We start from the raw sequence: 22936 nt of genomic DNA, 5'->3' as shown, positions 1-22936 counted from the left end.
AACTTCCAGCAATTGGGCTGGTACACGAAGCAAAGGAGCTTTCGCCATGGCAGTTATCGCCTGGATCGGTCTCGGAAACATGGGTGGGTCCATGTCGGCAAACCTGGCTAAGGCCGGTCACGACGTCCGCGGGTTCGACCTCAATCCCGAGGCGGTGGCGGCTGCCGAAGCAGCCGGTGTGAAGCCCGTGGCCAGCATCGCCGCGGCCGTGGACGGCGCCGACGTCGTCTTCACCATGCTGCCGAAGGGCGAGCATGCCCGTGCCGTCTACCTGGGCGAGGACGGCGTCCTGGCCCATGCCGACACCAGGACCCTGCTGGTGGATTCGTCCACCATCGATATCGCCTCCGCCCAGGCATTGCACGACGCCGCCGCTGCCGCCGGCTTCCGCTTCGTGGACGCCCCGGTCTCGGGCGGGATGAGCGGCGCGAAGGCAGGGACGCTGACCTTCATGATCGGCGGCGAGGCGGGCGCCGTGGCCGACGCCACCGAATACATCCGTCCCATGGCCGCCAACATCATTCCCACCGGCGGCGCCACCACGGGGCAGGCTGCGAAGATCTGCAACAACCTGATGCTCTTCATCAACCTCGCCTCCACCGCCGAGGGTGCAGTACTCGCCGACCGCCTCGGCCTGGACAAGCAGGTCTTCTGGGACATTGCCTCGGTGTCCTCCGGCGACAGCTGGGCGCTGCGGACCTGGTACCCGGTGGCCGGCGTCGTTCCCACTGCTGCCTCCAACAACGACTTCGCGCCGACGTTCACCACCGAACTGGCGAACAAGGACATCGGCCTGGCCATCAGCGCCGCCCGGGACACCGGCACTCCGCTGGAAATCGGCGAGCACGTGCAGACGCTCTTCCAGCGACTCATCGACTCCGGGCAGTCCGGCAAGGACTGCTCCATGATCATCAAACTCGTCGACGGCTCGTTCGAGTCCTCCAACTAACCGCAGCCTGCTTCACGAATAGGACTTTCCATGGAACGCATTCCGCACTTCATCAACGGCGCCCTGATTAGCGACGCCGAGCGCTTCGGCCCCGTCTTCAACCCCGCCACCGGAGCACAGGACAAAGAGGTTGCCCTCGCATCGGCCGCACGCGTGGAGGAAGCCATCGCTGCCGCCCAGGCCGCCCTGCCGGGCTGGCGGGCCACGAGCCTGGCCAAGCGCACCAACATCTTCTTCCGGGTCCGGGAACTCCTCACACAGCGGAAATCCGAGCTGGCCGCCATCCTCACCAGCGAGCACGGCAAGGTACTGTCCGATGCCGAAGGCGAGATCTCCCGGGGCCTCGAAAACATCGAATTCGCCACCGGGCTCTCCCACATGCTCAAGGGCGAACGCTCGGAGCAGGTTTCCAGCGGCGTGGACGTCCACTCAGTGCGCCAGCCGGTCGGCGTGGTCGCCTGCATCACCCCGTTCAACTTCCCGGCCATGGTGCCGTTGTGGATGATCGGCAGTGCGCTCGCCTGCGGCAACACCGTCCTCCTCAAGCCCAGCGAGAAGGACCCGTCGTCGGCTGTTTTCATCGCCCAGGTATTCGCGGAGGCGGGACTGCCACCCGGCGTCCTCAATGTCGTCCACGGCGACAAGGAAGCCGTGGACGTCCTGCTGGAACACCCCGGCGTCAAGGCTGTCAGCTTTGTCGGGTCCACTCCGATCGCACAGTCCATCTACAAGCGTGCGGCGGACCACGGCAAGCGCGTCCAGGCACTGGGCGGCGCCAAGAACCACATGGTTGTCCTGCCGGACGCGGACCTGGACATGGCAGCCGACGCCGCCGTGTCAGCGGCCTACGGCTCGGCGGGGGAACGGTGCATGGCGGTGTCCGTGCTGGTGGCGGTGGGCAGCATTGCCGACGACCTGGTGAAGGCCATTTCCACGCGCATGGCGGACCTCAGGATCGGTCCGGGCACAGACCCGGCCTCGCAGATGGGTCCACTCATCACGAAGGAACACCGGGACAGGGTCGCGTCCTACGTGGCCGGGGCAGCCGAGGAAGGCGCCACGGTTGTGGTGGACGGGCGCGAGCAGGCCTTTGACTCGGACGGCTTCTTCATCGGGGTCAGCCTCGTGGACCACGTCAAGCCGGGTATGAAGGTGTACGACGACGAAATCTTCGGGCCCGTGCTGTCGGTGGTCCGCGCGGACAGCTACAGCGACGCCGTCAAGCTGGTGAACGACAACGAGTTCGGCAACGGCGTGGCCATCTTCACGCGCGACGGCGGCGCGGCGCGCCAGTTCGAGTTCGACGTCGAGGCCGGTATGGTGGGCATCAACGTGCCCATTCCGGTACCGGTGGGGACGTTCTCGTTCGGCGGCTGGAAGAACTCGCTGTTCGGCGACACGCACATGTACGGCCCGGACAGCATCCGCTTCTACACCCGCGGAAAAGTGGTAACCACACGCTGGCCGGATCCGTCGACGTCGGTGATCGACCTGGGCTTCCCGCAGGTGGACTAGCGCAGTCACTGTCCGGTCACCGTCACTTTCTTCGAGATGAGACGCACCCATGAGCCTGTTCTCCCGCAAGTCCCGCAGCGCCGATCCGTACCTGCCTGAACTGAGCATCATGCAGGCTGACAGACTGCGTGACCTGTCCGTCGCCGCCCTCGGCCGCCTCGGCGTTTCCGCCGAAGCGGCCGGGGACCATCTGGCCGCATCGCACAACCACCAGTACGGGCTGTTTGCTGTTGGACGAAAGGCCGCGCAGCTGCCTGAACGCGAGTGGCCGGGCATGGTCGAGCAGCACTTCGGCGCAGTCATCGGGGACGCGGCGGGACGTTCGGACATAGCGCCCGAGGAAATCCTCTGCCGGGTGTACCCGAAGTTCATATCCCCGGGAGTGCTTGCACACTCACAACAGAGTGATCCTTCCCTGTACGCCTACGCCCGCGACGTTGCGATGGTCCCGCTGCTCGTGGCACTGGACTCCCCCGGAGTCCGTCACCTACGTGGCATCAACCAAGGTGGAGGCCGCCGGCGGGGCCGGCATCGTGTGGGACGCTGCGTTGAGGAACCTGATCGCAGACGGTCCAGGGCACGCGGAAGAGATGCGTTTTGACGACGGATCGTTTCTGGTTTTCGAGACCGAATCGGTCTACCAGGCCTCATGGCTGGCCTACCCGGGCAAATTCGTGGAGTTGCTCGGATACAAGCCCGGACCACTCGGCGCACTGCTCAGCATCCCGGCGACTAATATCCTGTGCCTGCATCTGGTCACCGAGGCCACCACCATCAACGACATCTCGGCCATGCTCCGGGTCACCGGGCTGATGCAGGCCCAGCACCCCTCCGCGCTCAGCCCGCTGCTGTACTGGTGGGATGGCTCCAGTGTGCAGCCGATTTCCGGCCACGACGGTGAAGACGTCCACTTGTTCGTCCCCGACGAGCTCGCCAGCATCCTCTAGAACCAGTGCGCACGGCTGGTGCCGATGCGCCCGCCGTTTTTTGTCGGAGGTCACTGGCAGAGTTTCAGCCTGGCCTCGATGCAGGCCCGCTCCTCGGTGGCGTTCGATGTCCAGCAGCGCCGTGCGCAGGCTGAGTCCGGGCTGCCTGCTGATGAACTGGGCAAAGGCGTCGCGGCTCAGATCGCTTTGGCCCGCCGTGAATCTCCGGCCCGCGGCGGCCGGCTGCTTGGACTGGCGAAGGCCCTGGTCACGGAGATGCCCCACACCCTCACGGCCCTGCGCACCGGCCAGATCAATGAGTGGCGCGCCACGCTGCTGGTGAAGGAGACTGCCTGTTTGTCCGCGGCGGACCGGTGCGCCGTCGACGAAGAACTTGCCGCAGATATTGGGACCCTTGCGGGCGCCAGAGGACAGGCTGCTTAAGGGAACCGGCGGCCCGAAGTGAAACGTCAGCGCCGGGGGTAACGGGAGAGGGCGGCTAACCCTTCATGATCTCGTCACGCCGGGTCATGTATTCCTCCATGGCGATTTCGCCGTTGCTGTACTGCTGGTCAAGCTCTGCCAGTTTCCGCGCGCGGAAACCCTGAGGGGCCGACGGCGGCGGGGGAGTAACCGGGGCGGACGGCTGCTGGCGTGACTGGTTGGCCGGATACTCGGGGCTGTCCTCGTAGGGCACCTGTCCGGGGCCGCCGGGGGCAGGGTAGCCATTGTTCTGGCCGCCGGGGTTCTGGTAGCCGGGGTTCTGGAAATCCTGAGCCGGATATCCGGGGTTCTGGTAGGGCTGGTCGAGCGGGGGCTGCTGACCGCCGCCGCCGAGCTGCCGGAAGCCGCCGCCGAAGTAGTCCTGCTGGGTGTAGCCGTCACGCGGCTGGTTGTTGGGCCGGCCCGGCTGCTGGCCAGGAAACTGGTTCGGGAACTGGCCCGGGTACTGTCCGTAATCCTGGTTCCGGTTCCTGCCCCGGACGGACTTCCGGTACATACGCATGGCGAAGGGAATCAGGAACGACAGGATGATGATCCAGAAGAACACGTTGCTCACAGTGGAGGGCCTCTCAGAAGTGTCCCTTCAGTTTAACCCCCGGCAGCCAACCTGCCCTGTCCGAGCATTGCCGTCCGTTCATGGCCGTCTGATCAATTTCCGTCCTGTCGGATCCGTCTGATCATTTCCGTACGGCGGGCATGCCCAGGAACCGTCCGTAGGCGGCAACAGCTTCATCGATCGCACGATTGCCGGCCCGGCCGGGATCGGAGCGGGTGCGGATATCCAGCTCACAGCGTCCGCCGGCCAGGTCATGGCGCCACGAACCGATCATTCGGCCGTCGCCCAGCACCACATGCATGGGCGTGTCGCGCTCAGGCAGGGCAGGGGCGGTGCCGCCCAGGAAATACCGTGACCGCGAGTAGCCCATGACGTATTCGTCGTAGCACTGGATCAGGTCGATCCTGGGCTCGTCGCCGGTCTCCGCACCAGCCGCGGGTATCGCAGCAGCCCCGGGCGCGGCGGAACTGAAATAGAACTCCAGCCCGTCCAGTGCCGAAGTGGTGAGGACGCCGGGATCGGCCTCCAGCACCAGGCCCAGCCCCAGCCGGACATCAGTCACTGTGAGCCCGGACCAGTCGGCACAGTCCTTGACCGTGGCCGGACCGCGGCTGAGGAAATACCGGCGGACAAGTTCGGCCAGCGCCTCGGAGCGGTCATCGTGGCCGCCGGCTGTTGCCGGAACACGTTCGTCGAAGAGCGCGTAGGTCTGCTTGAGCGCGCCGCCGGTGCTGCGCACGGGTATGCCGCTGGTCAGGACACCACTGATCTCGGCGTGCATGATCAGGTAGGCGAGCCCCAGGCCTTTGGCCGGGAATCCGTGGCGCTGCAGTTCGAGGGCGAGCTGCTCACGGGTTTTGTGGGCGCCGCCGGCAACGGCTGCGGCCAGGATCCGGGCGCTTCGGGATGCGGCTTCGGCGTCGATGCCGGTCTGGCGATACATGCCCCCGTTACCCTGGTGCAGCCGGGGCGCCGAGAGCATCAGCAGCCAGCGAAGGTCGTCCCGGTGCACAAAATGCCAGGTGGGCCGGAGGATATGGGTCCGGAGGATCCGGCCGTCGGCCACCGCCTGTTCGACGTCGGCAGCAGAGGCTCCTGCCGTGCGCTGCGCCAGCGACCAGCGGGCGTAGGGGAACTCCTGCGCCTGGACGGCGAGGAGGTTCTTCAGCGCAGCCTCGGCGGAAACCGCGCCGGGACGGCGGAGCTGCTGCTGGCTGAGCCGCAGCCTGACGACGTCGTCAGCGTCCACCTGCGCCTACTTCCGGTCGGACTCGAGTCCCGCTGCCCCTAGTCCAGCCGCCCCTAGTCCCGCTGCCTCGCCCGAGCCCAGCGGCATTCCGGGCCCGAAGACGGGACCTGGCGTGGGGCGCTTGGCCGTGATGCCGTCCCCGGATGACTGGTGCCGGAGCCGGCGGACAACCCACGGAACGAAGTATTCGCGTGCCCACACCAGGTCGCCGGACCGCGCCTCCCGCCAGCTGCGCTGGGGGAGGGGCTTGGGGGAGAGCGGCTCCAGGGTGTGCTGGATGTTCAGTGAATCGAGCACCATCGCCGCTATGGTGTGGTGGCCCAACGGCGAGAAGTGCAGGCGGTCCTGGTCCCACATCTGCGGATCGCTGAGCTGGCGGAGCGACCACATGTCCGCGATGACGGCATCGTGCCGGGCGGCCACAGTGCGAAGGTTTTCGTTGTAGATGGCGATCTTGCTGCGGACCCTGCCCAGGACGGACGAACCGGTGTCCGGGCCGTTGAACAACACCACGGTGGCGCCGCCCAGGCTGAGGATATGCACCACAGAGTCCAGCTTTTCAGCCAGCGCATCAGGGTCGCCGCCGGGCCGGATGAGGTCGTTGCCGCCGGCCGAGAGGGTTACCAGGTCCGGCTTGAGGGCCAGGCACGGTGCCAGTTGCTGGTCCACGATCTGTTCCAGGAGCCGTCCCCGCACGGCAAGGTTGGCGTAGGCAAAATCGCTGTGCCCGCGGCTCAGTTCCTCGGCCACGCGGTCCGCCCAGCCACGGTGCCCTCCGGGACTTCCCGGTTCCGGGTCGCCGATGCCCTCGGTAAAGGAATCGCCCATGGCAACGTAGCGGCCCCAGGGGTGGCTATCAACAGTGTCCTGCGGGTTCGGAATGGCTTCAGTTTCGCTCACGCTTCCATCCTGCCTCGTAGGTAACAAGCTACGCCACCGTAGGTTGTTACCCGGAGGTAACTGCAAGAATGGAACCCATGACTGAAGCCGACGTTTCCACTGCCCCTGTTGTCCTGTGGTCCACTCCTGACGATGAGCGCTCGGGTAAGCCACTCCTGGTCCTGCTGCACGGCTACGGTGCCAACGAACAGGACCTGCTCAGCCTTGCGGATCTGTTGCCCGGTGATTTTGCGGTGGCGTCGGTCCGCGCCCCCATCGCCATGGGCCCGGGGTTCACCTGGTTCCCGCTGACGGACTCCGCCGACTATTCACTCGATGCCGTTAAGGATGCATCCGCCTTTGTGCTGGACTGGCTCGACGGCGTCAAAGGTGACCACCCGTCCGTCACGTTGCTCGGGTTCTCCATGGGAATGGCGATGGCCACCACGCTGCTGAGGCAGCGCCCGGCGGACTTCGCCGCCGTCGTCGGGCTTTCCGGCTTTGCAGTGAACGCCGGAGGGGACCCGACGTTCCGGGACGACGAACTGGACGGCAGCGTCCCGCTGTTCTGGGGCCGCGACCAGCAGGACCCCGTCATCACCCAGGACAAGATCGAATACACCATGGGCTGGGTGCGGAAGCACGTGAAGCTGACGAAGGTCCTCTACACAGGGATGTGGCACGGGATCAACCAGCAGGAGATCGGCCACGTTTCAGAGTTCCTCACCCACGAGGTGCTGAAGAAGTAGTCCAGCGCAGTAACGGCTAGGAACCGGCGGGAGTCAGAATCCGCACGGTCCGGCCGTTCACGGTGACCGTGTCGCCGTGGTGAAGCTGCCGGCCGCGGCGGTCGTCGATGTCGCCGTTGACCTTGACCAGTCCGTTCTTGATCAGCTCCGTGGCCTCAACGCCGTCCTCCACGAGGCTGGCCAGCTTCAGGAGCTGGCCCAGGCGGATCATGTCGTCGCGGATGGGGATGTCTTCGATTTCCGGGTTGCTCATACAAGCAATGATGCCTGACGTAAGGTGAATCCAGTGACCCATGCACCCCGTCTGCCCCTCCTTGCAGGACTGCCGATTGCCGTAGCCGCCGGACTCGCCATCCCCGTCCAGGGCCGGATCAACGGCGCACTGGGCGCCCGGCTGGATGACGGCATTGCCGCCGCGGTAGTGAGTTTCACCACCGGACTGATCGTGATGGTCCTGGTCTCGCTGGTCCTGCCGCGGGGACGCCGGGGGCTCGCCCAGATCCTTCCTGCGGTCCGGGAACGCCGGTTTCCCCCGGTCTACGTAATGGCCGGCGGCATCGGCGCGTTCTTTGTGTTCGCGCAGACCTTCACCGTTGGCCTGCTGGGCGTGGCGCTGTTTACGGTAGCCACCGTCACCGGGCAGACGCTCAGCGGGCTGCTGGTGGACCGGCTCGGGATCGGCCCCGCCGGCAAGAAGTCCGTCACCGCCATCCGCGTCATCGGCACAGTGCTGACCATCGCCGCCGTCGCGTGGGCCGTGTCCCCGCGGTTCGGGGGTTCCGGCACCGGCTCCGGGGGCGCCGGCACCGACCCGGCGCAGCTGCTCCTCCCGGTGCTCCTGCCCGTTATCGCCGGGTTCCTGATGAGCTTCCAGCAGGCCATGAACGGGACGGCCACGGTGCACTACGGCACCCCCATCGCGGCCACCTTGGTGAACTTCATCTCCGGCGCCACGGTGTTGTGGCTGGCCCTGCTGATCAAGCTGGCGGTCGCCGGGCCCGGCAACGGGCTGCCGGCCGAATGGTGGTACTACCTCGGCGGTCCCATGGGCTGCGCGTTCATCGGGCTGGGCGCACTGCTGGTCCGAAGCCTGGGGGTCCTGGTCACCGGGCTGGGCATGATCGCGGGCCAGTTGCTGGGGTCACTGGGGCTGGACCTCGCCTTTCCCGCGCCCGGCACGGTGGTGGCCCTGCCCACGATCCTCGGCACCGTCCTGACCCTCGGTGCGATCGTCCTGGCCACCCTTCCGTGGCCGCGCGGCGCCCTCAAGCGGCAGCCGGGCCGGTAGGCTAGGACACGCAGCTTCCTGCACATCTTTCCTTCGTACCGCCCCGCCCGGCAACCAGCCGGGTACAGGGGCCTAGAAACCGCGCGGACCGCACCCAGCGGCCCTGTAGAAATTGGAGTTCCCCATGGCAGCAAAATCCGTTCTCGACCAGGTCATCTCCCTCTCCAAGAGGAGGGGCTTCGTTTTCCAGGCCGGTGAAATCTATGGTGGCTCCCGTTCTGCCTGGGACTACGGGCCCCTCGGCGCCGAGCTGAAGGAAAACATCAAGCGCCAGTGGTGGCAGTCGGTAGTCCGCGGCCGCGAGGACGTAGTGGGCCTGGACTCTTCCGTGATCCTGCCCCGCCAGGTCTGGGAAGCCTCCGGCCACGTGGAGGTCTTCTCCGATCCGCTGGTGGAGTGCCTCTCCTGTCACAAGCGCTACCGCGCCGACCACCTCGAAGAAGAGTACGAGGAAAAGAAGGGCCGTCCGGCCGAAAACGGCCTGAAGGACATCGCCTGCGCCAACTGCGGCACCCGCGGCGAATGGACCGAGCCCCAGGAATTCTCCGGCCTGCTCAAGACCTTCCTCGGCCCGGTGGCCAGCGAGGAAGGCATGCACTACCTGCGCCCGGAAACCGCGCAGGGCATCTTCGTGAACTTCAACAACGTGCTCACCACCTCCCGGAAGAAGCCGCCGTTCGGCATCGGCCAGATCGGCAAGTCCTTCCGCAACGAGATCACGCCCGGAAACTTCATCTTCCGCACCCGTGAGTTCGAGCAGATGGAAATGGAATTCTTCGTCGAGCCGGGCACGGACGAGCAGTGGCACCAGTACTGGATGAAGGAACGCATGGACTGGTACACCGGCCTGGGCCTCAAAGCCGAGAACCTGCGTTTCTTCGAGCACCCGCTGGAGAAGCTGAGCCACTACTCCAAGGGCACCACGGACATCGAATACCGCTTCGGCTTCCAGGGCTCCGAGTGGGGCGAGCTTGAAGGCATCGCCAACCGCACGGACTTCGACCTCTCCACGCACTCCAAGGCTTCCGGCCACGACCTGAGCTACTTCAACCAGGCCACCAACGAGCGCTACACCCCGTACGTGATCGAACCCGCCGCCGGCCTGACCCGCTCCTTCATGGCGTTCCTCATCGACGCTTACACCGAGGATGAGGCCCCCAACGCCAAGGGCGGCGTGGACGTCCGCACCGTGCTCAAGCTGGACCCGCGCCTGGCCCCCGTCAAGGCCGCAGTGCTGCCGCTGAGCCGCAACGAGGACCTGTCCCCGAAGGCCAAGGCCCTGGGCACCCAGTTGCGGAAGAACTGGAACATCGACTTCGACGACGCCGGCGCCATCGGCCGCCGTTACCGCCGCCAGGACGAAATCGGCACCCCGTTCTGCATCACCGTGGACTTCGACACCCTCGAGGACCAGGCCGTGACCATCCGCGAACGCGACACCATGAGCCAGGAACGCGTCTCCCTGGACAAGGTGGAGGGCTACCTGGCCGCGCGGCTGATCGGCGCCTGAGCATGGCCATCGAATACCGCGAATGGCGCGAGGGCGACGACCTGGCCCTGCTCGAACTCTGGGGCGGCCCGGAGACCGAACAGGCACGGCAGTTCCGCGGCACGCTCGCGCCCTCGGGCAACTCGCCGTGGCGCCGCTGCATCGTGGCCGAGGACGTCGTGGACGGCGTGGCCATCCCGGTCGCGGCGGCAGTGGTCCACGAAGCATCGCTGCACCCCGAACGCCTCTGGATGTACATCGAGGTCGCAAAGGACCACCGCCGCGCCGGCGTTGGCTCCACCCTGCTGACCATGCTCCGGCACGAAGCCGGCCAGGCGCCGTCGGGCGTTTCCAGGCTGCGGACCAAGGTGGAGCCGGGCACGCCCGGCGCCGCGTTCGCCGAAGCTGCCGGCCTGGTGCCGATCCAGCGTTCACGCCTGGTCGTGGTGGCACCGGGGGCGCTCAAGCTGCCGGTCTTCGGCGACGGTTCGGAGGCCGCGGCGTCCGAACAGATCGAGGACCTCGCCACCGGTTCGGTGGAGCTCAGCGACGTGGTGGGCCGCTACTACACGGCCGTCCACACCTGGGACAGCCCCGGCGAGCTCAGCATCGGCACCGTGCAGCGGCTGTTCCTCGACGAACTCAGCGGGGCGCACGGCGCGATCGTGCTCCGGGCACCGAAGGCCAGCGCCTTCGGCCAGGGCGTCCCGGCCAGCAGGAAGGGACGGCTCGAGGCCTTCGCCATCAGCTACGCGGAACTTGTCCCCGGCGGGGAGAGCGCGGCGGGCGGCGAGGGGTCCGCGTCGGGCCAGGCCACGGATGTGTTCGTCGGCCACGATCCGAAGCTGTCCGACGATGAAGCCCGGGCCGCGATCCGGGACCTGCTGGCACTCATCGCGTTCCAGCACCCCGTGGTGCTGGAACTGGACGATTCGATGACTGCCCTGCGTGCCGTCGTCGAGCCTTTGCTGGAGAGCGGCACGGCCAGCCTCCGGGGCAGCGAAACCCTGGTGGTTTCCGACCCCGCCTAGGCACCAACCAACTGACCCGCAGCGGGCGCCGTCGAAATCGGCGTCAGCTGCGGGTCAATGTGGTTTAAGGCCAGCTACTTTGGGGATCACCGGAGGAACGAAGTCGAACGTCATTCCCAGCAGCCACACCAGCAGGAGCACCACGGGCAGGTGGAACACGAACTGCAGGAACGTGAAGCCCACCAGGTCACGGGCCCGCAGTTTGAGCACGGCGAGCAGCGGCAGCATGAAGAACGGGTTGATCAGGTTGGGCAGCGCCTCGGCGATGTTGTAGATCTGGACGGTCCAGCCCAGGTTCATGTTCACATCCGTCGCCGCCTGCATCACGTACGGCGCCTCCACGAGCCACTTCCCGCCGCCGGAGGGCACAAACAGTCCCAGCAGGGCCGTGTAGAGGGCAATCACGACGGCGAATGCACCGCCGCCGCCGATGTCCGAGAAGAATTCGGCCAAATGTGCCGACAATGACATGCCCCCGTGGCCGGTGGCCTTCGTGAGGATGGCGGCCATGGCTGCGTAGAGCGGAAACTGCACTAGGATGCCTGCGGTCGCCGGAACCGCTTTGGTCACTGCCTGCAGGAAGTTCCGCGGGGTCCGGTGCAGCACCAGGCCCAGGATGAGGAACACGAGCAGGTAGCCGTTGAGGCTGCTGACCACCGTCAGGAACGGCTTCGTGAGGAACTGGGAGACCAGCCAGCCCAATGTCAGGATCCCCGCCAGGACCGGCAGGATCACGCTGTATTCCAGCCATTCCCCGGGCCGGGACCGCGGCTCGGGTTCGCTGGGTTCGTCGTCGAGGTCCACACCGAGATCCGCGGCCGTGCGCACCGCCGCGCCGCGCGGAGCCGAGAAATGGGCGATCACCGTGGTCAGCGCCATGAGGATGGCCAGGGTGAGCAGCGACTGCCAGGTGAAGATGGTGGTGCCGAAATCCAGGACCCCGGTGATCTTGAGGAGGGCAGGCGGCAGGGAAGCTGCGGTGGCCTGCAACTGGGCGGCCGACGATGACAGCCCCAGCGCCCACACGGCGCCCAGGCCCATGAAGGCGGCCGCACCGAGCGCCCGGTAGTCCACGGACAGATCCTTGCGCCGCGCGATGGCACGCGCCAGCAGGCCGCCAAAGATCAGGCTAAGGCCCCAGTTCAGGAAGGACACGGACATCGACAGCATCGCCACGAAGCTCACGGCGGTCCGGGCGGTGGACGGGACCAGCGCGAGCCGGTCGATGAGCTTGGCCACCGGGGGAGAGGTGGCCACCACGTAGCCGGTGAGGACCACCATGGACATCTGCAGCGTGAATGCTGTGAGGTCCCAGAATCCGTTGCCGAAGGAATCGGCGATGGATTGCGGTGAGGCGCCGATCGCGAGGGCAGCTACGGCTATGAGGACCACGCCGGCCAGCGCGAAGATATAGGCATCCGGGAACTACTTTTCCGTCCATGCCGCCAGCCTTTGGGCCAGGCGGGCCAGGCCGCGTTCGTCGATCTCGCTTCTTGTCAGGACTGTGTCTGCCACAGGAAGGATCCCTCTCCATTGAGTGTGTGCAATTGTGCTTGCGTACCCATGGAGCCTAGCCAAGGCCCGGCTCTGCCTGCCTAAGCGCGCCGCCCACCCGCGCGCCGGGGACCCTCCGCCTTATCCAGCCGCTGGCGTTCGGCGTCGGTGGGAGCACCGCCGCCCAAGTGCGCCGGCATCCACCAGGCGCCGGGCCGGGGCGCGAGCGGAAAGTCCGCAATGGCGGCGTCGATTCCGGCCTGCAGGATGCTCCGCAGCCGTTCGGTGGCAGGCTGGGCGTCACGGACGGGATCGGGCAAATCCCCCGGCAGCAGGGGCTCGCCCACGTGGATCCGGACGGGCGCGCGCCAGGCGCGAAAAGGTGAGAACCCGTGGCGGCGGGTCATCAGCCGGTGCGCTCCCCACACCGAAACGGGAATGATCGGCACGCCGGCTTCCGCCGCCATCCTGACGGCTCCGGTTTTGCAGTCGCGGACCGTGAAGCTGCGGCTGACGCCCGCCTCGGGAAGGACGGCGATGTACTCGCCCGCGTGTAGTTTCGCGACGGCGGCGTCATACGCGCCGCTGCCCGAACCGTACGGAACCACCACATGCCCGGCAGCGCTGATGGCCGGACCGGCGAGCCAATGGTCGGCCGCGCCCTGGGTCACCAGGTAGCGCAGCTCGGCCCGGTTGTGGTTCCACAGGAGCATCTCGGCGAAGGCAAAATCGAGGTAGCCGAAATGGGTGATGGCGACGACGGCTCCCTCACCCGGCACCACCTGGCGCGACGGACCGTTGAGGGGCCCCGGCAGCGGCAGGTGTTCCCGGCCCGTGACGATGACGCGGATCCGGAAGAACCGGCGCAGCGCCAGTCCGGTCCCTACGATGAAACGGTAGAAGCGGTCATTGGGCTGCGGCCGCCAGGCCATTTCAGCGCCTGCCCGGCTGACCGCCAGCCGAACGGCGAGGCGGCCATGGGATAAAGCCCGACGTCGACTCGACGTATTCCTTGTAGCCCGGCCGGGCGGACATCGCCTTCTCCGTGAGCGGCTTCCCGGTCTTGCCCGCGAGCGCCCAGACCATCAGGGCCGGGGACAGGATGGTCAGGATTCCGGGCCAGGAGTCAGCGGCAACCAGGAACAGGCCGGTCCAGACGGCGGCGTCGCCGAAGTAGTTGGGGTGCCGGGTGTACCGCCACAGTCCCGTCTTGAGCACTGTTCCCTTGTTGGACGGGTTCTTCTTGAACTGTGCGAGTTGCCAGTCACCCACCGTTTCGAACACGAAGCCGATGACCCACAGCAGCACACCGAGGAGGGCAACCCAGCCCACGGCGCCGGTGGCGAACATCCCCACCTGAACCGTCAGGGACACGAAGAACATCACAAGGCCCTGGGGAAGGTAGACACGGCGCAGTGCGTACACATCGCGGGAGCCCGGGGCATCGCCCAGCATTGCCTCGTAACGGGGATCTTCATGGCCGCCACGGGCGCGCCAGCCGATGTGGGTTCCGAGGCGGAGGCCCCAGACGCCCGTCAGCAGCAACAGCAGGAGGCGCCTGCCGTCGTCGCCTGTTCCGGCGGACAGCAGCCACGAGGCCAGGGCGACGGCAACGAAGCCGGGTCCCCAGGCCACGTCCATGACGGAGTGCCGCCTCTGCGCCACGGCCACGGCGAAGGTGACCGCCAGGACACCCGCCACGGCCAGCGCCGTCCAGGGCAGGCTGGCCAGGAATTCGTTGACGGGAAATCCGGCCATGGTCACAACACCACCGGAATGCCGTGGGCGGCGCCGGCGGGCAGCAAGGTATCCAAGCGTGCCGTATCGCCGTCGAGTTCCATACCGGTGTTTTCCGCGAACGACTTGAGGACGAAGCCGGTTGCCAGTGTGTGCCACAGCCGGACCTTGCGGAACATGAAATGGCCTGCCCCGGCCAAGGAGACGTAGCGCATCTCGTCGGCCAGATCCGCTGCCCGCCGCGCAAATTTCAGCGATTGGGCCGGACTGGTCCAGCGGTCCCGGGAACCGTGGACAATCAGCACCCTGCGGCCGGCCACGTTTTCGGCCGGTGTCTCGGCGCTCAGCCAGGGGGCCAGGGCCACTACGGCACCCACCTGGGGATCGTCGGCCGCGCAGATGGCGGTGAGTCCGCCCATCGAGTGCCCCAGGAGGTAGACGGGCACTCCCGGGTGCTGCGCGTGGATCCGTGCCAGCGCCCAGCGGGCATCCTGCAGCGGTGACATGTCCGCGCCGTTCCAGCCGCGCACGCTGTTCCGCAACGTCCAGACGGCCAGTCCGTGGCTGCCGCCGGCGCGGTGCAGATGCTTGGCGAAGGGCACCATGCGGGCAGGGCTCAGATGGCGGGCTTCCACCGGCTCATAGCTGTGCGAACGGCCGCCGTGCAGGACCAGGGCCACGCCGCGGGTAACGCCCGCCGCCTCGCGCACCGTTAGTACGGGCTTGTTGTTGCCTTGGTCATTCCTGCGATTACCCATGCGGGCCTCCAGACTCCTCGTCCTACATTTATAAACCCAAGGGTCCCGGCAATCCTTCCAACCGGCCCTTACGGGATCACAATGGGCATTCGGAGCCGCCGGGCCGGAAGATTGCGTGCGCTCCTGAAATCCCTTGACGGCGCCTGCCGAGAGGAGTAGGCCGGACGCGTAAGCTCCGGTCGTTAGCCCGATGGGATGCGAAGTGGGCGGCCGGATCCGAGGTCGAAGAGGATCGGCGGTACTGGAAATGAACGCAACATCGCTCGATGCCCTGCGGGAACAGGTTCGCGGGCAAGTGGTCACACCGGATGACGCGGACTACGACAATGCCCGCGCCGTCCACAACGGAATGATCGACAAGCGCCCCGCTGCCGTGGTGCGGGTGTCCCAGGTGGCGGACGTCATCGCTGCCGTCAACTACGCCAGGGACAACGGCATGCCCGTCGCCATCCGGGGCGGCGGGCACAGCGGGCCCGGGTTTGGCACGGCGGACGATGCAGTGGTCGTCGACTTTTCCGCCACCAGGGGCGTCCGGGTCGATCCGGCCGGCAAGACGGCCAGGACCGAGGCCGGCGCGACGTGGGCCGACTTCAACCACGCCACCCACGCCTTCGGGCTGGCCACCACCGGCGGCATTGTCGGTTCAACCGGCGTATCGGGGCTGACCCTCGGCGGAGGGATCGGCTACCTGGACCGGAAATACGGCCTCAGCTGCGACAACCTCCTCTCCGCCGACGTCGTCACGGCGGACGGTAAGTTCCTCACGGCCAGTGAAACCCAGAACGAGGATCTTTTCTGGGCGCTGCGCGGGGGCAGCGGGAACTTCGGCGTCGTGACGTCCTTGGAATTCCGCCTGCATCCCGTGGATATGGTCCACGCCGGCATCATCATCTACCCGCTGGAGCACGCCGAAACCGTAGCGAAGTTCTACCGCGAGAACATCGCGGCGGCCCCACGCGAGTTCGGCGCTTTCCTCGCCTTCCACCAGGGACCGCCGGTTCCGTTCCTTCCCGAGGAGTGGCACGGGAAGCCGGTCTGCATCGTCGTGGGTATGTGGACAGGCGACCCGGCGGAAGGACCGGCCCGCTGGCAGCCGTTCCTCGATGCCGCGCCGGTAGCGGGGTCCATGGTGGGGCCGATGCCCTACCCGGCCCTGAATTCTGCCTTTGACGGAATGTATCCCAAGGGGCTGCTCGCCTACTGGAAGGCGGCCTTCCTCACGGAACTCAACGACGGCGCCATCAACGCCCATGCGGAGTTCGGAAAACGGGTGCCCAGCGTGCAGACCGCAGTGCACATCTATCCGATTGACGGAGCCGTGCACGACGTGGGGATTGCGGACACAGCCTTCCCCAACCGGAATGCCAGGTTCTCCCCGGTCATTGCGTGCCATTGGGCGGACCCTGCCGAAAGCGAGGCGAACATCGCCTGGGTGCGGGACTTCGCGGCGGCGCTGCAGCCCTACTCAGAGACTGCGGGCTACATCAACTTCATGGACGGCGATGACTTGTCGAAGGTCGCGGAAAACTACGGACCCAATTACGGCCGCTTGCAGGAGATCAAGGGCAAATACGATCCGGGGAACCTGTTCCGTGTCAACCAGAACATCAAGCCCCAGTAAAGTGCAGGCATGAGGTTTTACTGCTGATGGGTGCCGGACATTCCCACGGTCACACAGATCATTCGGATCCGACACCCGGGGCCCTCGCTGCCCGCAAACGGGCAAACTGGCTTCTCGCGGCGGTATTGATTCCGCTGACGCTCCTGACCCTGGCGGCCATGGCCATGATGTGGCCGTCCGGGAACAAGGAGGACCTGAAGCTCGCCAGCCCGTACGCGGCAGCCCCGGGCGTGACGTTCGACACCGGCAAGATCCAGCGGGTGGTGGTGGAAAGCTGCATCCAGGGAAGCGCAGGCCAAAACGCCACCGCACAGCCCGGCACCGGCCAGGACGCCGCCCCGCAGGGGAGCGAGTGCACCTTCGCCTTTACCGAGCCGGACAAGGGCGGCAACCCGGTCAAGGTGGTGATCAACCCGGACGTGGTGAAGTCCCACGGCGTCAAGGCGGGTGACGACATCCGGTACCTGAACCTGTCCAACGCGCAGGGCGCATCGGCCGGCCAGGGCGGAGCACCGGCCTACATCTTCGTGGACTTCGTCCGCACCCTGCCGATCATCCTGCTGGCCGTCCTCTACGCGGTGGTGGTGATCGCCGTGGCGCGCTGGCGCGGTCTGCGGGCGCTGATCGGCCTCGTGGGAGCCTACGGGGTGCTGGTGACGTTCATGCTGCCCGGGCTGGTGGAAGGGAAGCCGCCCCTGCTGCTGGCCCTGGTGGGATCGACTGTGATCATGATCGGCGTCCTCTACTTCGCCCACGGCTTCTCGGCCCGCACCTCCACGGCGTTGCTGGGCACCATGTTCGGCCTGGGCATCACGGCGCTCCTCGCTGCCTGGGCCACGGACGCGGCCAACCTGGCGGGCGTGGGCAGCCATGACGCCGCCACGCTGGCGAACATCTCGGACAACATCTCCATTTCCGGCATCATCCTGTGCGGGCTGATCATTTCCGGACTTGGCGTGCTGAACGACGTCACCATCACCCAGTCGTCCGCGGTGTGGGAACTGTACGAACTCGCGCCGGAGACCAGCGCCCGCCAGCTCTTCTCCTCAGCCATGCGGATCGGCCGCGACCACATCGCCTCCACCGTCTACACCATCGCCTTCGCCTACGCGGGCGCCGCCCTGCCCATCCTGATCATCGTGATGCTGTACGACCGTCCGCTCGGCGAAGCACTGACCAGCGCCGAACTGTCCGAGGAAGTCATCCGGACCCTCGTCGGCTCCGTGGGCCTGGTGCTGGCCATCCCCGTCACCACGCTGATCGCGGTGCTGGTGGTCAAGGCCACCGGGATTAGGCAGGCGTCCGTCCCGGAAACAGGCCGCACCTCTTCCGGACGGGCACCCGTAGCGCCCGACGACGTCGGGGACACCGGCGCGCTGGCGGCGGCAACGGAGTTCTCCCGCAGCGGCCGGACGCGCGCGGCCGGCACCCCTGAAGCCCGGGACAGCTCCCGGGATCCCCTGCCCGGCAGCCGGCGGGCACGGCGGGCCGCGGAAGGGGAGTAGCAGGGGGAGGACTGCAACTTAACCCGTGTTTTCGGCCGCCGGCTCGCCGGTTTGGCCGGCTTTGAGACGATTTGCCCGGCTTTGAGACAATGAACGGGTGACTGTTGTAGCAACGCCTCCCGCCCCCAAGCTGGAACTCCCGCCCCTGAAGCTGGGCCCCATCACGGTGGACACCCCTGTGATCCTGGCTCCCATGGCGGGCATCACCAACTCCGCCTTCCGCCGTTTGTGCCGTGAGTACGGCGGCGGCATGTACGTCGCGGAGATGGTCACCTCGCGTGCCCTCGTGGAGCGCACCCCCGAATCACTGCGCATCATCTCCCACGACCCCGACGAGAAGGTCCGCTCCGTCCAGCTCTACGGCGTTGACCCCGTGACTGTGGGCCAGGCCGTCCGCATGCTCGTCGAGGAGGACCGGGCGGACCACATCGACCTCAACTTCGGCTGCCCCGTGCCCAAGGTGACCCGCCGCGGCGGCGGCTCCGCCCTGCCGTGGAAGATCGACCTCTTTACCTCCATCGTGCAGACCGCGGTGAAGGAGGCCTCCAAGGGCGGCGTCCCGCTGACCATCAAGATGCGCAAGGGCATCGATGAGGACCACCTGACGTACCTCGACGCCGGCCGGATTGCCCGCGATTCGGGCGTCGCCGCCGTCGCACTCCACGGCCGCACGGCCTCCCAGTTCTACTCCGGCCAGGCCGACTGGTCCGCCATCGCCCGGCTGCGCGAGGCGCTGCCGGACATTCCGGTGCTGGGCAACGGTGATATCTGGTCCGCCGAGGACGCGGTCCGCATGGTCCGCGAGACCGGCGTGGACGGCGTGGTGGTGGGCCGCGGCTGCCAGGGACGCCCGTGGCTCTTCGGCGACCTGCAGGCCGCGTTCGAAGGCAGCGACAAGCGCCACAAGCCCAACCTGCGGCAGGTCGCCGAAGGCGTGTACCGCCACGCTGAGCTTATGGTCGAAACCTTTGGCAACGATGAAGGCAAAGCACTCCGCGAAATCCGCAAGCACATGGCCTGGTACTTCAAGGGCTATGTCGTGGGCAGCGAACTGCGGACGCGGCTGGCCCTGGTGACCAGCCTGCAGGTCCTGCGCGAAACGCTGGCCGAGCTGGATCAGGACTCCCCGTACCCCGGCGTCGATGCGGAGGGGCCGCGCGGACGTGCCGGTTCCCCGAAGAAGCCCGCGCTGCCCAAGGACTGGCTAGTAAGCCGGCAGATGGACGCCGACCAGACGCGCGACATCGCCGCTGCGGAACTGGACGTCTCAGGTGGCTGAAACCCGGACCACCGCGCCCGTGCTGCCAGGCTACGAAGCCCACGACTCCGCCCGCTGGGTGGAGGAACCGCCCAAAACCACCTACCGCTCCGACTTCGAACGGGACCGTGCACGGGTCCTGCACTCGTCCGCGCTGCGCCGGCTCGGCGCCAAGACCCAGGTGGTTGCCCCGGACACTGACGACTTCGTCCGGACCCGGCTGACGCACAGCCTGGAAGTGGCCCAGGTGGGCCGCGAACTGGGCCGGACGCTGGGCTGCGACCCTGACGTCGTGGACACCGCCTGCCTCAGCCACGACCTCGGCCACCCGCCCTTCGGGCACAACGGTGAATCCGCACTGAACGAGATGGCCCACGCCATCGGCGGCTTTGAAGGTAACGCCCAGACCCTCCGGCTGCTGACCCGGCTGGAACCCAAGGTCCTGGCCGCGGACGGAACCCCGGCCGGGCTCAACCTGACCCGGGCCAGCCTCGACGCCGCAGCCAAGTATCCGTGGTCCGCGCTGAACGCCCCGGTGATCCACGGCCAGCGGACCAGCAAGTTCGGCGCCTACGAGGACGACCTGCCCATCTTCGACTGGATCCGCCAGGGCGCGCCGGAGCGCAGGTCATGCCTCGAAGCCCAGGTGATGGACCTCGCGGACGACATCTCCTACTCGGTCCACGACGTCGAGGACGCCATCGTCGCGGGCCACTTCCAGCTGCGCTGGATGGACAACCCGGACCACCGCGCCCGCGTGGTGGGATACGCCAAGCAGTGGTACCTGCCGCACAACGACCCCGCCGCCATCGACGCCGCCCTGGCCCGGCTCGAGGCCACCGACGTTTGGGTGCGCGAAGCCGACGGCAGCCGTAAGGCGATGGCCGCACTGAAGAACATGACCAGCCAGCTGATCGGCAGGTTCTGCCAGAGCGCCCTGGAGACCACGCGGGCCGTCTACGGCCCCGAAGACCTGACCCGGTATAACGCCGAACTGATGGTGCCGGACGATACCGTGATGGAAATCGCAGTCATGAAGGGCCTGGCCACCACCTTCGTGATGACCACCGAGCACCGCCAGCCCATCTACGAACGCCAGCGCGAGGTCCTGCACGCCCTGGTGACGGCGCTGAACGCCACCGGAGACCGCCATCTGGAACCGATGTTCGCCGCTGACTGGAGGGACGCACCCGACGACGGCGCCCGCCTTCGTGTCGTCATCGACCAGGTCGCCTCGCTCACCGACGGATCCGCGCTGGCCATGTACGAGCGGTTGGTGGGCAGCCTGCCATCCCTTTGGTAAGGACTAGGATGGCTCTGTGGCCGGGCTGATTAAACGCGAAGATATTGACGAAGTACGCCAGCGCACGGACATCAAGGAAGTGGTCGACGGCTACGTGACGCTCAAGGGCGCCGGGCTGGGATCGTTCAAGGGCCTGTGCCCCTTCCACGACGAGCGCTCGCCGTCGTTCACTGTCCGCCCCCAGGTGGGCAGGTACCACTGCTTCGGCTGCGGAGAAGACGGCGACGTCATCTCCTTCGTCCAAAAACTGGACCACACCTCGTTCCATGAGGCCGTGGAAAAGCTGGCCGCCCGGATCGGCTTCGAACTCCGCTACGAAGACGGCGGCACGGGTCCCAACCGCGAGGAAGTGGGCAAGCGCCAGCGCCTCCTGGACGCCCACAAGGTGGCTGACGAGTTCTTCCGCGCCCAGCTGCTGACCCCCGGGGCCGCCGAGGGCCGCAACTTCCTCCACGGCCGCGGCTTCGACCGTGCCGCCTCCGAACAGTTCGGTGTGGGCTACGCCCCGCAGGGCTGGGACGCGCTGCTGAAGCACCTCCGCGGCCGCGGCTATACCGATGCTGAGCTGAAACTCACAGGCATGTTCTCGGAAGGCAACCGGGGAATTTACGACCGCTTCCGGGGTCGCCTGATCTGGCCCATCCGCGACATCGCCGGCGACACCATCGGTTTTGGCGCCCGAAAGCTCTACGAGGACGACCAGGGCCCCAAGTACCTCAACACGCCGGAAACCACGCTCTACAAGAAGTCCCAGGTGCTCTACGGCATCGACCTCGCCAAACGGAACATCGCCAAGGATCGGCAGCTGGTGGTGGTGGAGGGCTACACCGACGTCATGGCCTGCCACCTCTCCGGAATTACGACGGCGGTGGCCACCTGCGGTACCGCGTTCGGCGCCGACCATATCAAGATCGCCCGGCGGCTGCTGTCCGACGACGGCACCGGGGGAGAGGTCATCTTCACGTTCGACGGCGACGCCGCTGGCCAGAAGGCCGCCCTCCGCGCCTTCGAGGAAGACCAGAGATTCGTCGCGCAGACCTACGTCGCCGTTGAACCCACCGGCGCGGACCCGTGCGACCTGCGGCAGGCCCGGGGTGACTCAGCGGTGCGGGACCTGATCAGCAGCCGCCGTCCGCTGTTCGAATTCGCCATCAGGGCAACGCTGAAGCGGCACAACCTGGACACGGTGGAAGGCCGCATTGCCGCGCTCCGGGAGTCCGCTCCGGTGGTGGCCCAGATCCGGGACGCGGGCATCCGCCCCGCCTACGCACGCGAGCTGGCAGGCTGGCTGGGCATGCCCGTGGAAGAGGTCAGCCGCGCAGTGGCCGTGGCTGCCAAACGTGCCGCCCAGGGCGAAACGCCAGCCGGCAACGGCGCGGGGCCGCAGCGCACCGGTGCCGGAACCGGGCTGTCCGCCGGACAGCCCGGACGCCCCGCCCAGGGTGCCGCGCCGGGCATTGCCGAGCTCCCGGCGTCGGGCGTGGTGCCGTCCTTCAACCGGCCGGACCCCCGGGACCCTGTGGCTTCCATGGAGCGGCAGGCGCTGGAGGTGGCGCTTCAGGAGCCCTCCATGCTTGCTGGCGGGACCTGGGACCGGTTCAGTGCCGCGGGGTTCAGGACCCCCGCCTACCAGGCCGTCCACGACGCCATGCGCGCCTCCGGGCCCGGGCTGACCGGCGATCCGGTGCGCTGGGTGGAGCAGGTGATGAACGAGGTGCCGGAGCCGCTCCGCCCGCTGGTCTCCGAGCTGGCGGTGGTGCCGCTGCCGGCAAGCAACGCGGAAGGCGTGCTCAGGTACTGCCGTGACATCCTGGCCCGGCTGTTCGAACTGCAGATCACCAGGGTCAAGGCGGACAAGATGGGGCAGCTTCAGAGGCTGGATGCCTCGGCGCACCCGGAGGAGTTCCAGCGGCTGAACCGGGAACTGATGATGCTGGAAATGGAGCGCCGTTCACTGCGTTCCGATGCCTAGCTTCGGCTCAGCCCGCTTGCCGATTTCACTTCCTGACGGGGGCTTGCTAGGCTAGTACCCGCTTCATTCCTCCTTAGCTCAATTGGCAGAGCATTCGACTGTTAATCGAAGGGTTGCTGGTTCAAGTCCAGCAGGAGGAGCGCACAGTCCCCG

General features: G+C 67.1%; 21 protein-coding genes, 1 tRNA gene and 1 pseudogene. 15 read left to right on the top strand and 8 right to left on the bottom strand.

What is annotated here, in order from left to right; all coding sequences use genetic code 11:
- Nucleotides 1–46: 46 nt before the first annotated feature.
- The 5 genes and pseudogenes from mmsB to BS38_RS0120975 all read left to right on the top strand — a co-directional run.
- The gene (mmsB, locus tag BS38_RS0120995; RefSeq protein WP_028272551.1) at nt 47–949 is read left to right on the top strand and encodes a 3-hydroxyisobutyrate dehydrogenase; all 903 of its coding nucleotides are present in this window, start codon (nt 47–49) and stop codon (nt 947–949) included.
- 30 nt (nt 950–979) lie between these two features.
- The gene (locus BS38_RS0120990; protein WP_028272550.1) at nt 980–2464 is read left to right on the top strand and encodes a CoA-acylating methylmalonate-semialdehyde dehydrogenase; all 1485 of its coding nucleotides are present in this window, start codon (nt 980–982) and stop codon (nt 2462–2464) included.
- Between the two features lie 49 nt (nt 2465–2513).
- A complete protein-coding gene (locus BS38_RS0120985) occupies nt 2514–3065 on the top strand; it encodes a hypothetical protein (protein ID WP_028272549.1) in 552 nt (183 codons plus the stop codon).
- Entirely contained in the window at nt 3055–3411 is a 357-nt protein-coding gene (locus tag BS38_RS0120980) for a hypothetical protein (RefSeq protein WP_028272548.1), read from the top strand. Before BS38_RS0120985 ends, BS38_RS0120980 begins: the two co-directional genes overlap by 11 nt.
- Nucleotides 3412–3489: 78 nt before the next feature.
- Nucleotides 3490–3828: pseudogene (locus BS38_RS0120975) on the top strand (HNH endonuclease); the annotation flags it as partial.
- A 61-nt stretch (nt 3829–3889) separates the two neighbouring features.
- Here the strand turns inward: BS38_RS0120975 and BS38_RS0120970 are convergent.
- The 3 genes from BS38_RS0120970 to BS38_RS25875 form a co-directional block, all read right to left on the bottom strand.
- Nucleotides 3890–4450, bottom strand: a complete 561-nt coding sequence (locus BS38_RS0120970; protein WP_028272546.1) for a hypothetical protein — start codon at nt 4448–4450, stop codon at nt 3890–3892.
- 121 nt (nt 4451–4571) lie between these two features.
- Nucleotides 4572–5699, bottom strand: a complete 1128-nt coding sequence (locus BS38_RS0120965; protein ID WP_028272545.1) for a winged helix DNA-binding domain-containing protein — start codon at nt 5697–5699, stop codon at nt 4572–4574.
- Between the two features lie 6 nt (nt 5700–5705).
- Complete coding sequence (locus BS38_RS25875) at nt 5706–6527, bottom strand: SGNH/GDSL hydrolase family protein (RefSeq protein ID WP_231511378.1); 822 nt, start codon at nt 6525–6527, stop codon at nt 5706–5708.
- 149 nt (nt 6528–6676) lie between these two features.
- Between BS38_RS25875 and BS38_RS0120955 the strand changes: the two genes are divergently transcribed.
- Nucleotides 6677–7327 (top strand): alpha/beta hydrolase, encoded by a 651-nt coding sequence (locus BS38_RS0120955; RefSeq protein WP_028272544.1) that lies wholly within the window; start codon nt 6677–6679, stop codon nt 7325–7327.
- 16 nt (nt 7328–7343) lie between these two features.
- Here BS38_RS0120955 and BS38_RS0120950 read toward each other — a convergent pair whose 3' ends face one another.
- Nucleotides 7344–7580 carry an RNA-binding S4 domain-containing protein gene (locus BS38_RS0120950; RefSeq protein ID WP_028272543.1) on the bottom strand — a complete coding sequence of 79 codons (237 nt, stop codon included), beginning with the start codon at nt 7578–7580 and terminating at the stop codon, nt 7344–7346.
- Nucleotides 7581–7613: 33 nt separating this feature from the next.
- Between BS38_RS0120950 and BS38_RS0120945 the strand changes: the two genes are divergently transcribed.
- The 3 genes from BS38_RS0120945 (at nt 7614) to BS38_RS0120935 (ending at nt 11135) form a co-directional block, all read left to right on the top strand.
- Complete coding sequence (locus BS38_RS0120945; RefSeq protein WP_028272542.1) at nt 7614–8615, top strand: DMT family transporter; 1002 nt, start codon at nt 7614–7616, stop codon at nt 8613–8615.
- A 124-nt stretch (nt 8616–8739) separates the two neighbouring features.
- Nucleotides 8740–10125, top strand: a complete 1386-nt coding sequence (locus BS38_RS0120940; protein ID WP_028272541.1) for a glycine--tRNA ligase — start codon at nt 8740–8742, stop codon at nt 10123–10125.
- 2 nt (nt 10126–10127) lie between these two features.
- Nucleotides 10128–11135 (top strand): GNAT family N-acetyltransferase, encoded by a 1008-nt coding sequence (locus tag BS38_RS0120935; protein ID WP_028272540.1) that lies wholly within the window; start codon nt 10128–10130, stop codon nt 11133–11135.
- Nucleotides 11136–11189: 54 nt separating this feature from the next.
- On the opposite strand, the gene BS38_RS25870 is transcribed toward BS38_RS0120935, so the two are convergent.
- From BS38_RS25870 to BS38_RS25865, 4 genes are all read right to left on the bottom strand, one after another.
- Nucleotides 11190–12545 (bottom strand): short-chain fatty acid transporter, encoded by a 1356-nt coding sequence (locus BS38_RS25870; RefSeq protein ID WP_269319516.1) that lies wholly within the window; start codon nt 12543–12545, stop codon nt 11190–11192.
- A 185-nt stretch (nt 12546–12730) separates the two neighbouring features.
- Complete coding sequence (locus BS38_RS0120925; RefSeq protein WP_028272539.1) at nt 12731–13561, bottom strand: lysophospholipid acyltransferase family protein; 831 nt, start codon at nt 13559–13561, stop codon at nt 12731–12733.
- 1 nt (nt 13562) lies between these two features.
- Nucleotides 13563–14387: a DUF1295 domain-containing protein gene (locus BS38_RS0120920; protein ID WP_028272538.1), complete on the bottom strand. Its 825-nt coding sequence runs from the start codon at nt 14385–14387 to the stop codon at nt 13563–13565.
- A gap of 2 nt (nt 14388–14389) precedes the next feature.
- On the bottom strand, nt 14390–15124 hold the full coding sequence (locus BS38_RS25865) for an alpha/beta hydrolase (RefSeq protein ID WP_043439505.1): 735 nt from the start codon (nt 15122–15124) through the stop codon (nt 14390–14392).
- A 247-nt stretch (nt 15125–15371) separates the two neighbouring features.
- Between BS38_RS25865 and BS38_RS0120910 the strand changes: the two genes are divergently transcribed.
- The 6 genes from BS38_RS0120910 (at nt 15372) to BS38_RS0120885 (ending at nt 22923) form a co-directional block, all read left to right on the top strand.
- Nucleotides 15372–16745 (top strand): FAD-binding oxidoreductase, encoded by a 1374-nt coding sequence (locus BS38_RS0120910; RefSeq protein WP_028272537.1) that lies wholly within the window; start codon nt 15372–15374, stop codon nt 16743–16745.
- Between the two features lie 26 nt (nt 16746–16771).
- Complete coding sequence (locus BS38_RS0120905; protein WP_028272536.1) at nt 16772–18250, top strand: YibE/F family protein; 1479 nt, start codon at nt 16772–16774, stop codon at nt 18248–18250.
- 97 nt (nt 18251–18347) lie between these two features.
- Complete coding sequence (dusB, locus tag BS38_RS0120900) at nt 18348–19529, top strand: tRNA dihydrouridine synthase DusB (RefSeq protein WP_028272535.1); 1182 nt, start codon at nt 18348–18350, stop codon at nt 19527–19529.
- The gene (locus tag BS38_RS0120895; RefSeq protein ID WP_028272534.1) at nt 19522–20811 is read left to right on the top strand and encodes a deoxyguanosinetriphosphate triphosphohydrolase; all 1290 of its coding nucleotides are present in this window, start codon (nt 19522–19524) and stop codon (nt 20809–20811) included. The genes dusB and BS38_RS0120895 overlap by 8 nt, the downstream gene beginning before the upstream one ends.
- 16 nt (nt 20812–20827) lie before the next feature.
- Nucleotides 20828–22783, top strand: a complete 1956-nt coding sequence (dnaG, locus tag BS38_RS0120890) for a DNA primase (RefSeq protein WP_028272533.1) — start codon at nt 20828–20830, stop codon at nt 22781–22783.
- 67 nt (nt 22784–22850) lie between these two features.
- Nucleotides 22851–22923 (top strand) — tRNA-Asn (locus BS38_RS0120885).
- Nucleotides 22924–22936: the final 13 nt, after the last annotated feature.

It is taken from the genome of Arthrobacter sp. UNC362MFTsu5.1 (genome assembly GCF_000685965.1).
In the GTDB taxonomy this organism is placed as follows: domain Bacteria; phylum Actinomycetota; class Actinomycetes; order Actinomycetales; family Micrococcaceae; genus Arthrobacter.
Note: the sequence above shows the minus strand (reverse complement) of the source record. Positions and strands in the feature narration are given on the sequence as shown.

Bases quoted from the DNA above. Each gene is read 5' to 3' on its own strand.
- BS38_RS0120935 (WP_028272540.1), top strand. From the start codon at position 10,128: ATGGCCATCGAATACCGCGAATGGCGCGAGGGCGACGACCTGGCCCTG.
- BS38_RS0120920 (WP_028272538.1), bottom strand. From the start codon at position 14,387: ATGGCCGGATTTCCCGTCAACGAATTCCTGGCCAGCCTGCCCTGGACG.
- BS38_RS25875 (WP_231511378.1), bottom strand. From the start codon at position 6,527: ATGGGCGATTCCTTTACCGAGGGCATCGGCGACCCGGAACCGGGAAGT.
- BS38_RS0120905 (WP_028272536.1), top strand. From the start codon at position 16,772: ATGGGTGCCGGACATTCCCACGGTCACACAGATCATTCGGATCCGACA.
- BS38_RS0120940 (WP_028272541.1), top strand. From the start codon at position 8,740: ATGGCAGCAAAATCCGTTCTCGACCAGGTCATCTCCCTCTCCAAGAGG.
- BS38_RS0120980 (WP_028272548.1), top strand. From the start codon at position 3,055: ATGCGTTTTGACGACGGATCGTTTCTGGTTTTCGAGACCGAATCGGTC.
- mmsB (WP_028272551.1), top strand. From the start codon at position 47: ATGGCAGTTATCGCCTGGATCGGTCTCGGAAACATGGGTGGGTCCATG.
- BS38_RS0120985 (WP_028272549.1), top strand. From the start codon at position 2,514: ATGAGCCTGTTCTCCCGCAAGTCCCGCAGCGCCGATCCGTACCTGCCT.
- BS38_RS0120950 (WP_028272543.1), bottom strand. From the start codon at position 7,580: ATGAGCAACCCGGAAATCGAAGACATCCCCATCCGCGACGACATGATC.
- BS38_RS0120990 (WP_028272550.1), top strand. From the start codon at position 980: ATGGAACGCATTCCGCACTTCATCAACGGCGCCCTGATTAGCGACGCC.
- BS38_RS25865 (WP_043439505.1), bottom strand. From the start codon at position 15,124: ATGGGTAATCGCAGGAATGACCAAGGCAACAACAAGCCCGTACTAACG.
- BS38_RS0120910 (WP_028272537.1), top strand. From the start codon at position 15,372: ATGAACGCAACATCGCTCGATGCCCTGCGGGAACAGGTTCGCGGGCAA.
- BS38_RS0120925 (WP_028272539.1), bottom strand. From the start codon at position 13,561: ATGGCCTGGCGGCCGCAGCCCAATGACCGCTTCTACCGTTTCATCGTA.
- BS38_RS0120955 (WP_028272544.1), top strand. From the start codon at position 6,677: ATGACTGAAGCCGACGTTTCCACTGCCCCTGTTGTCCTGTGGTCCACT.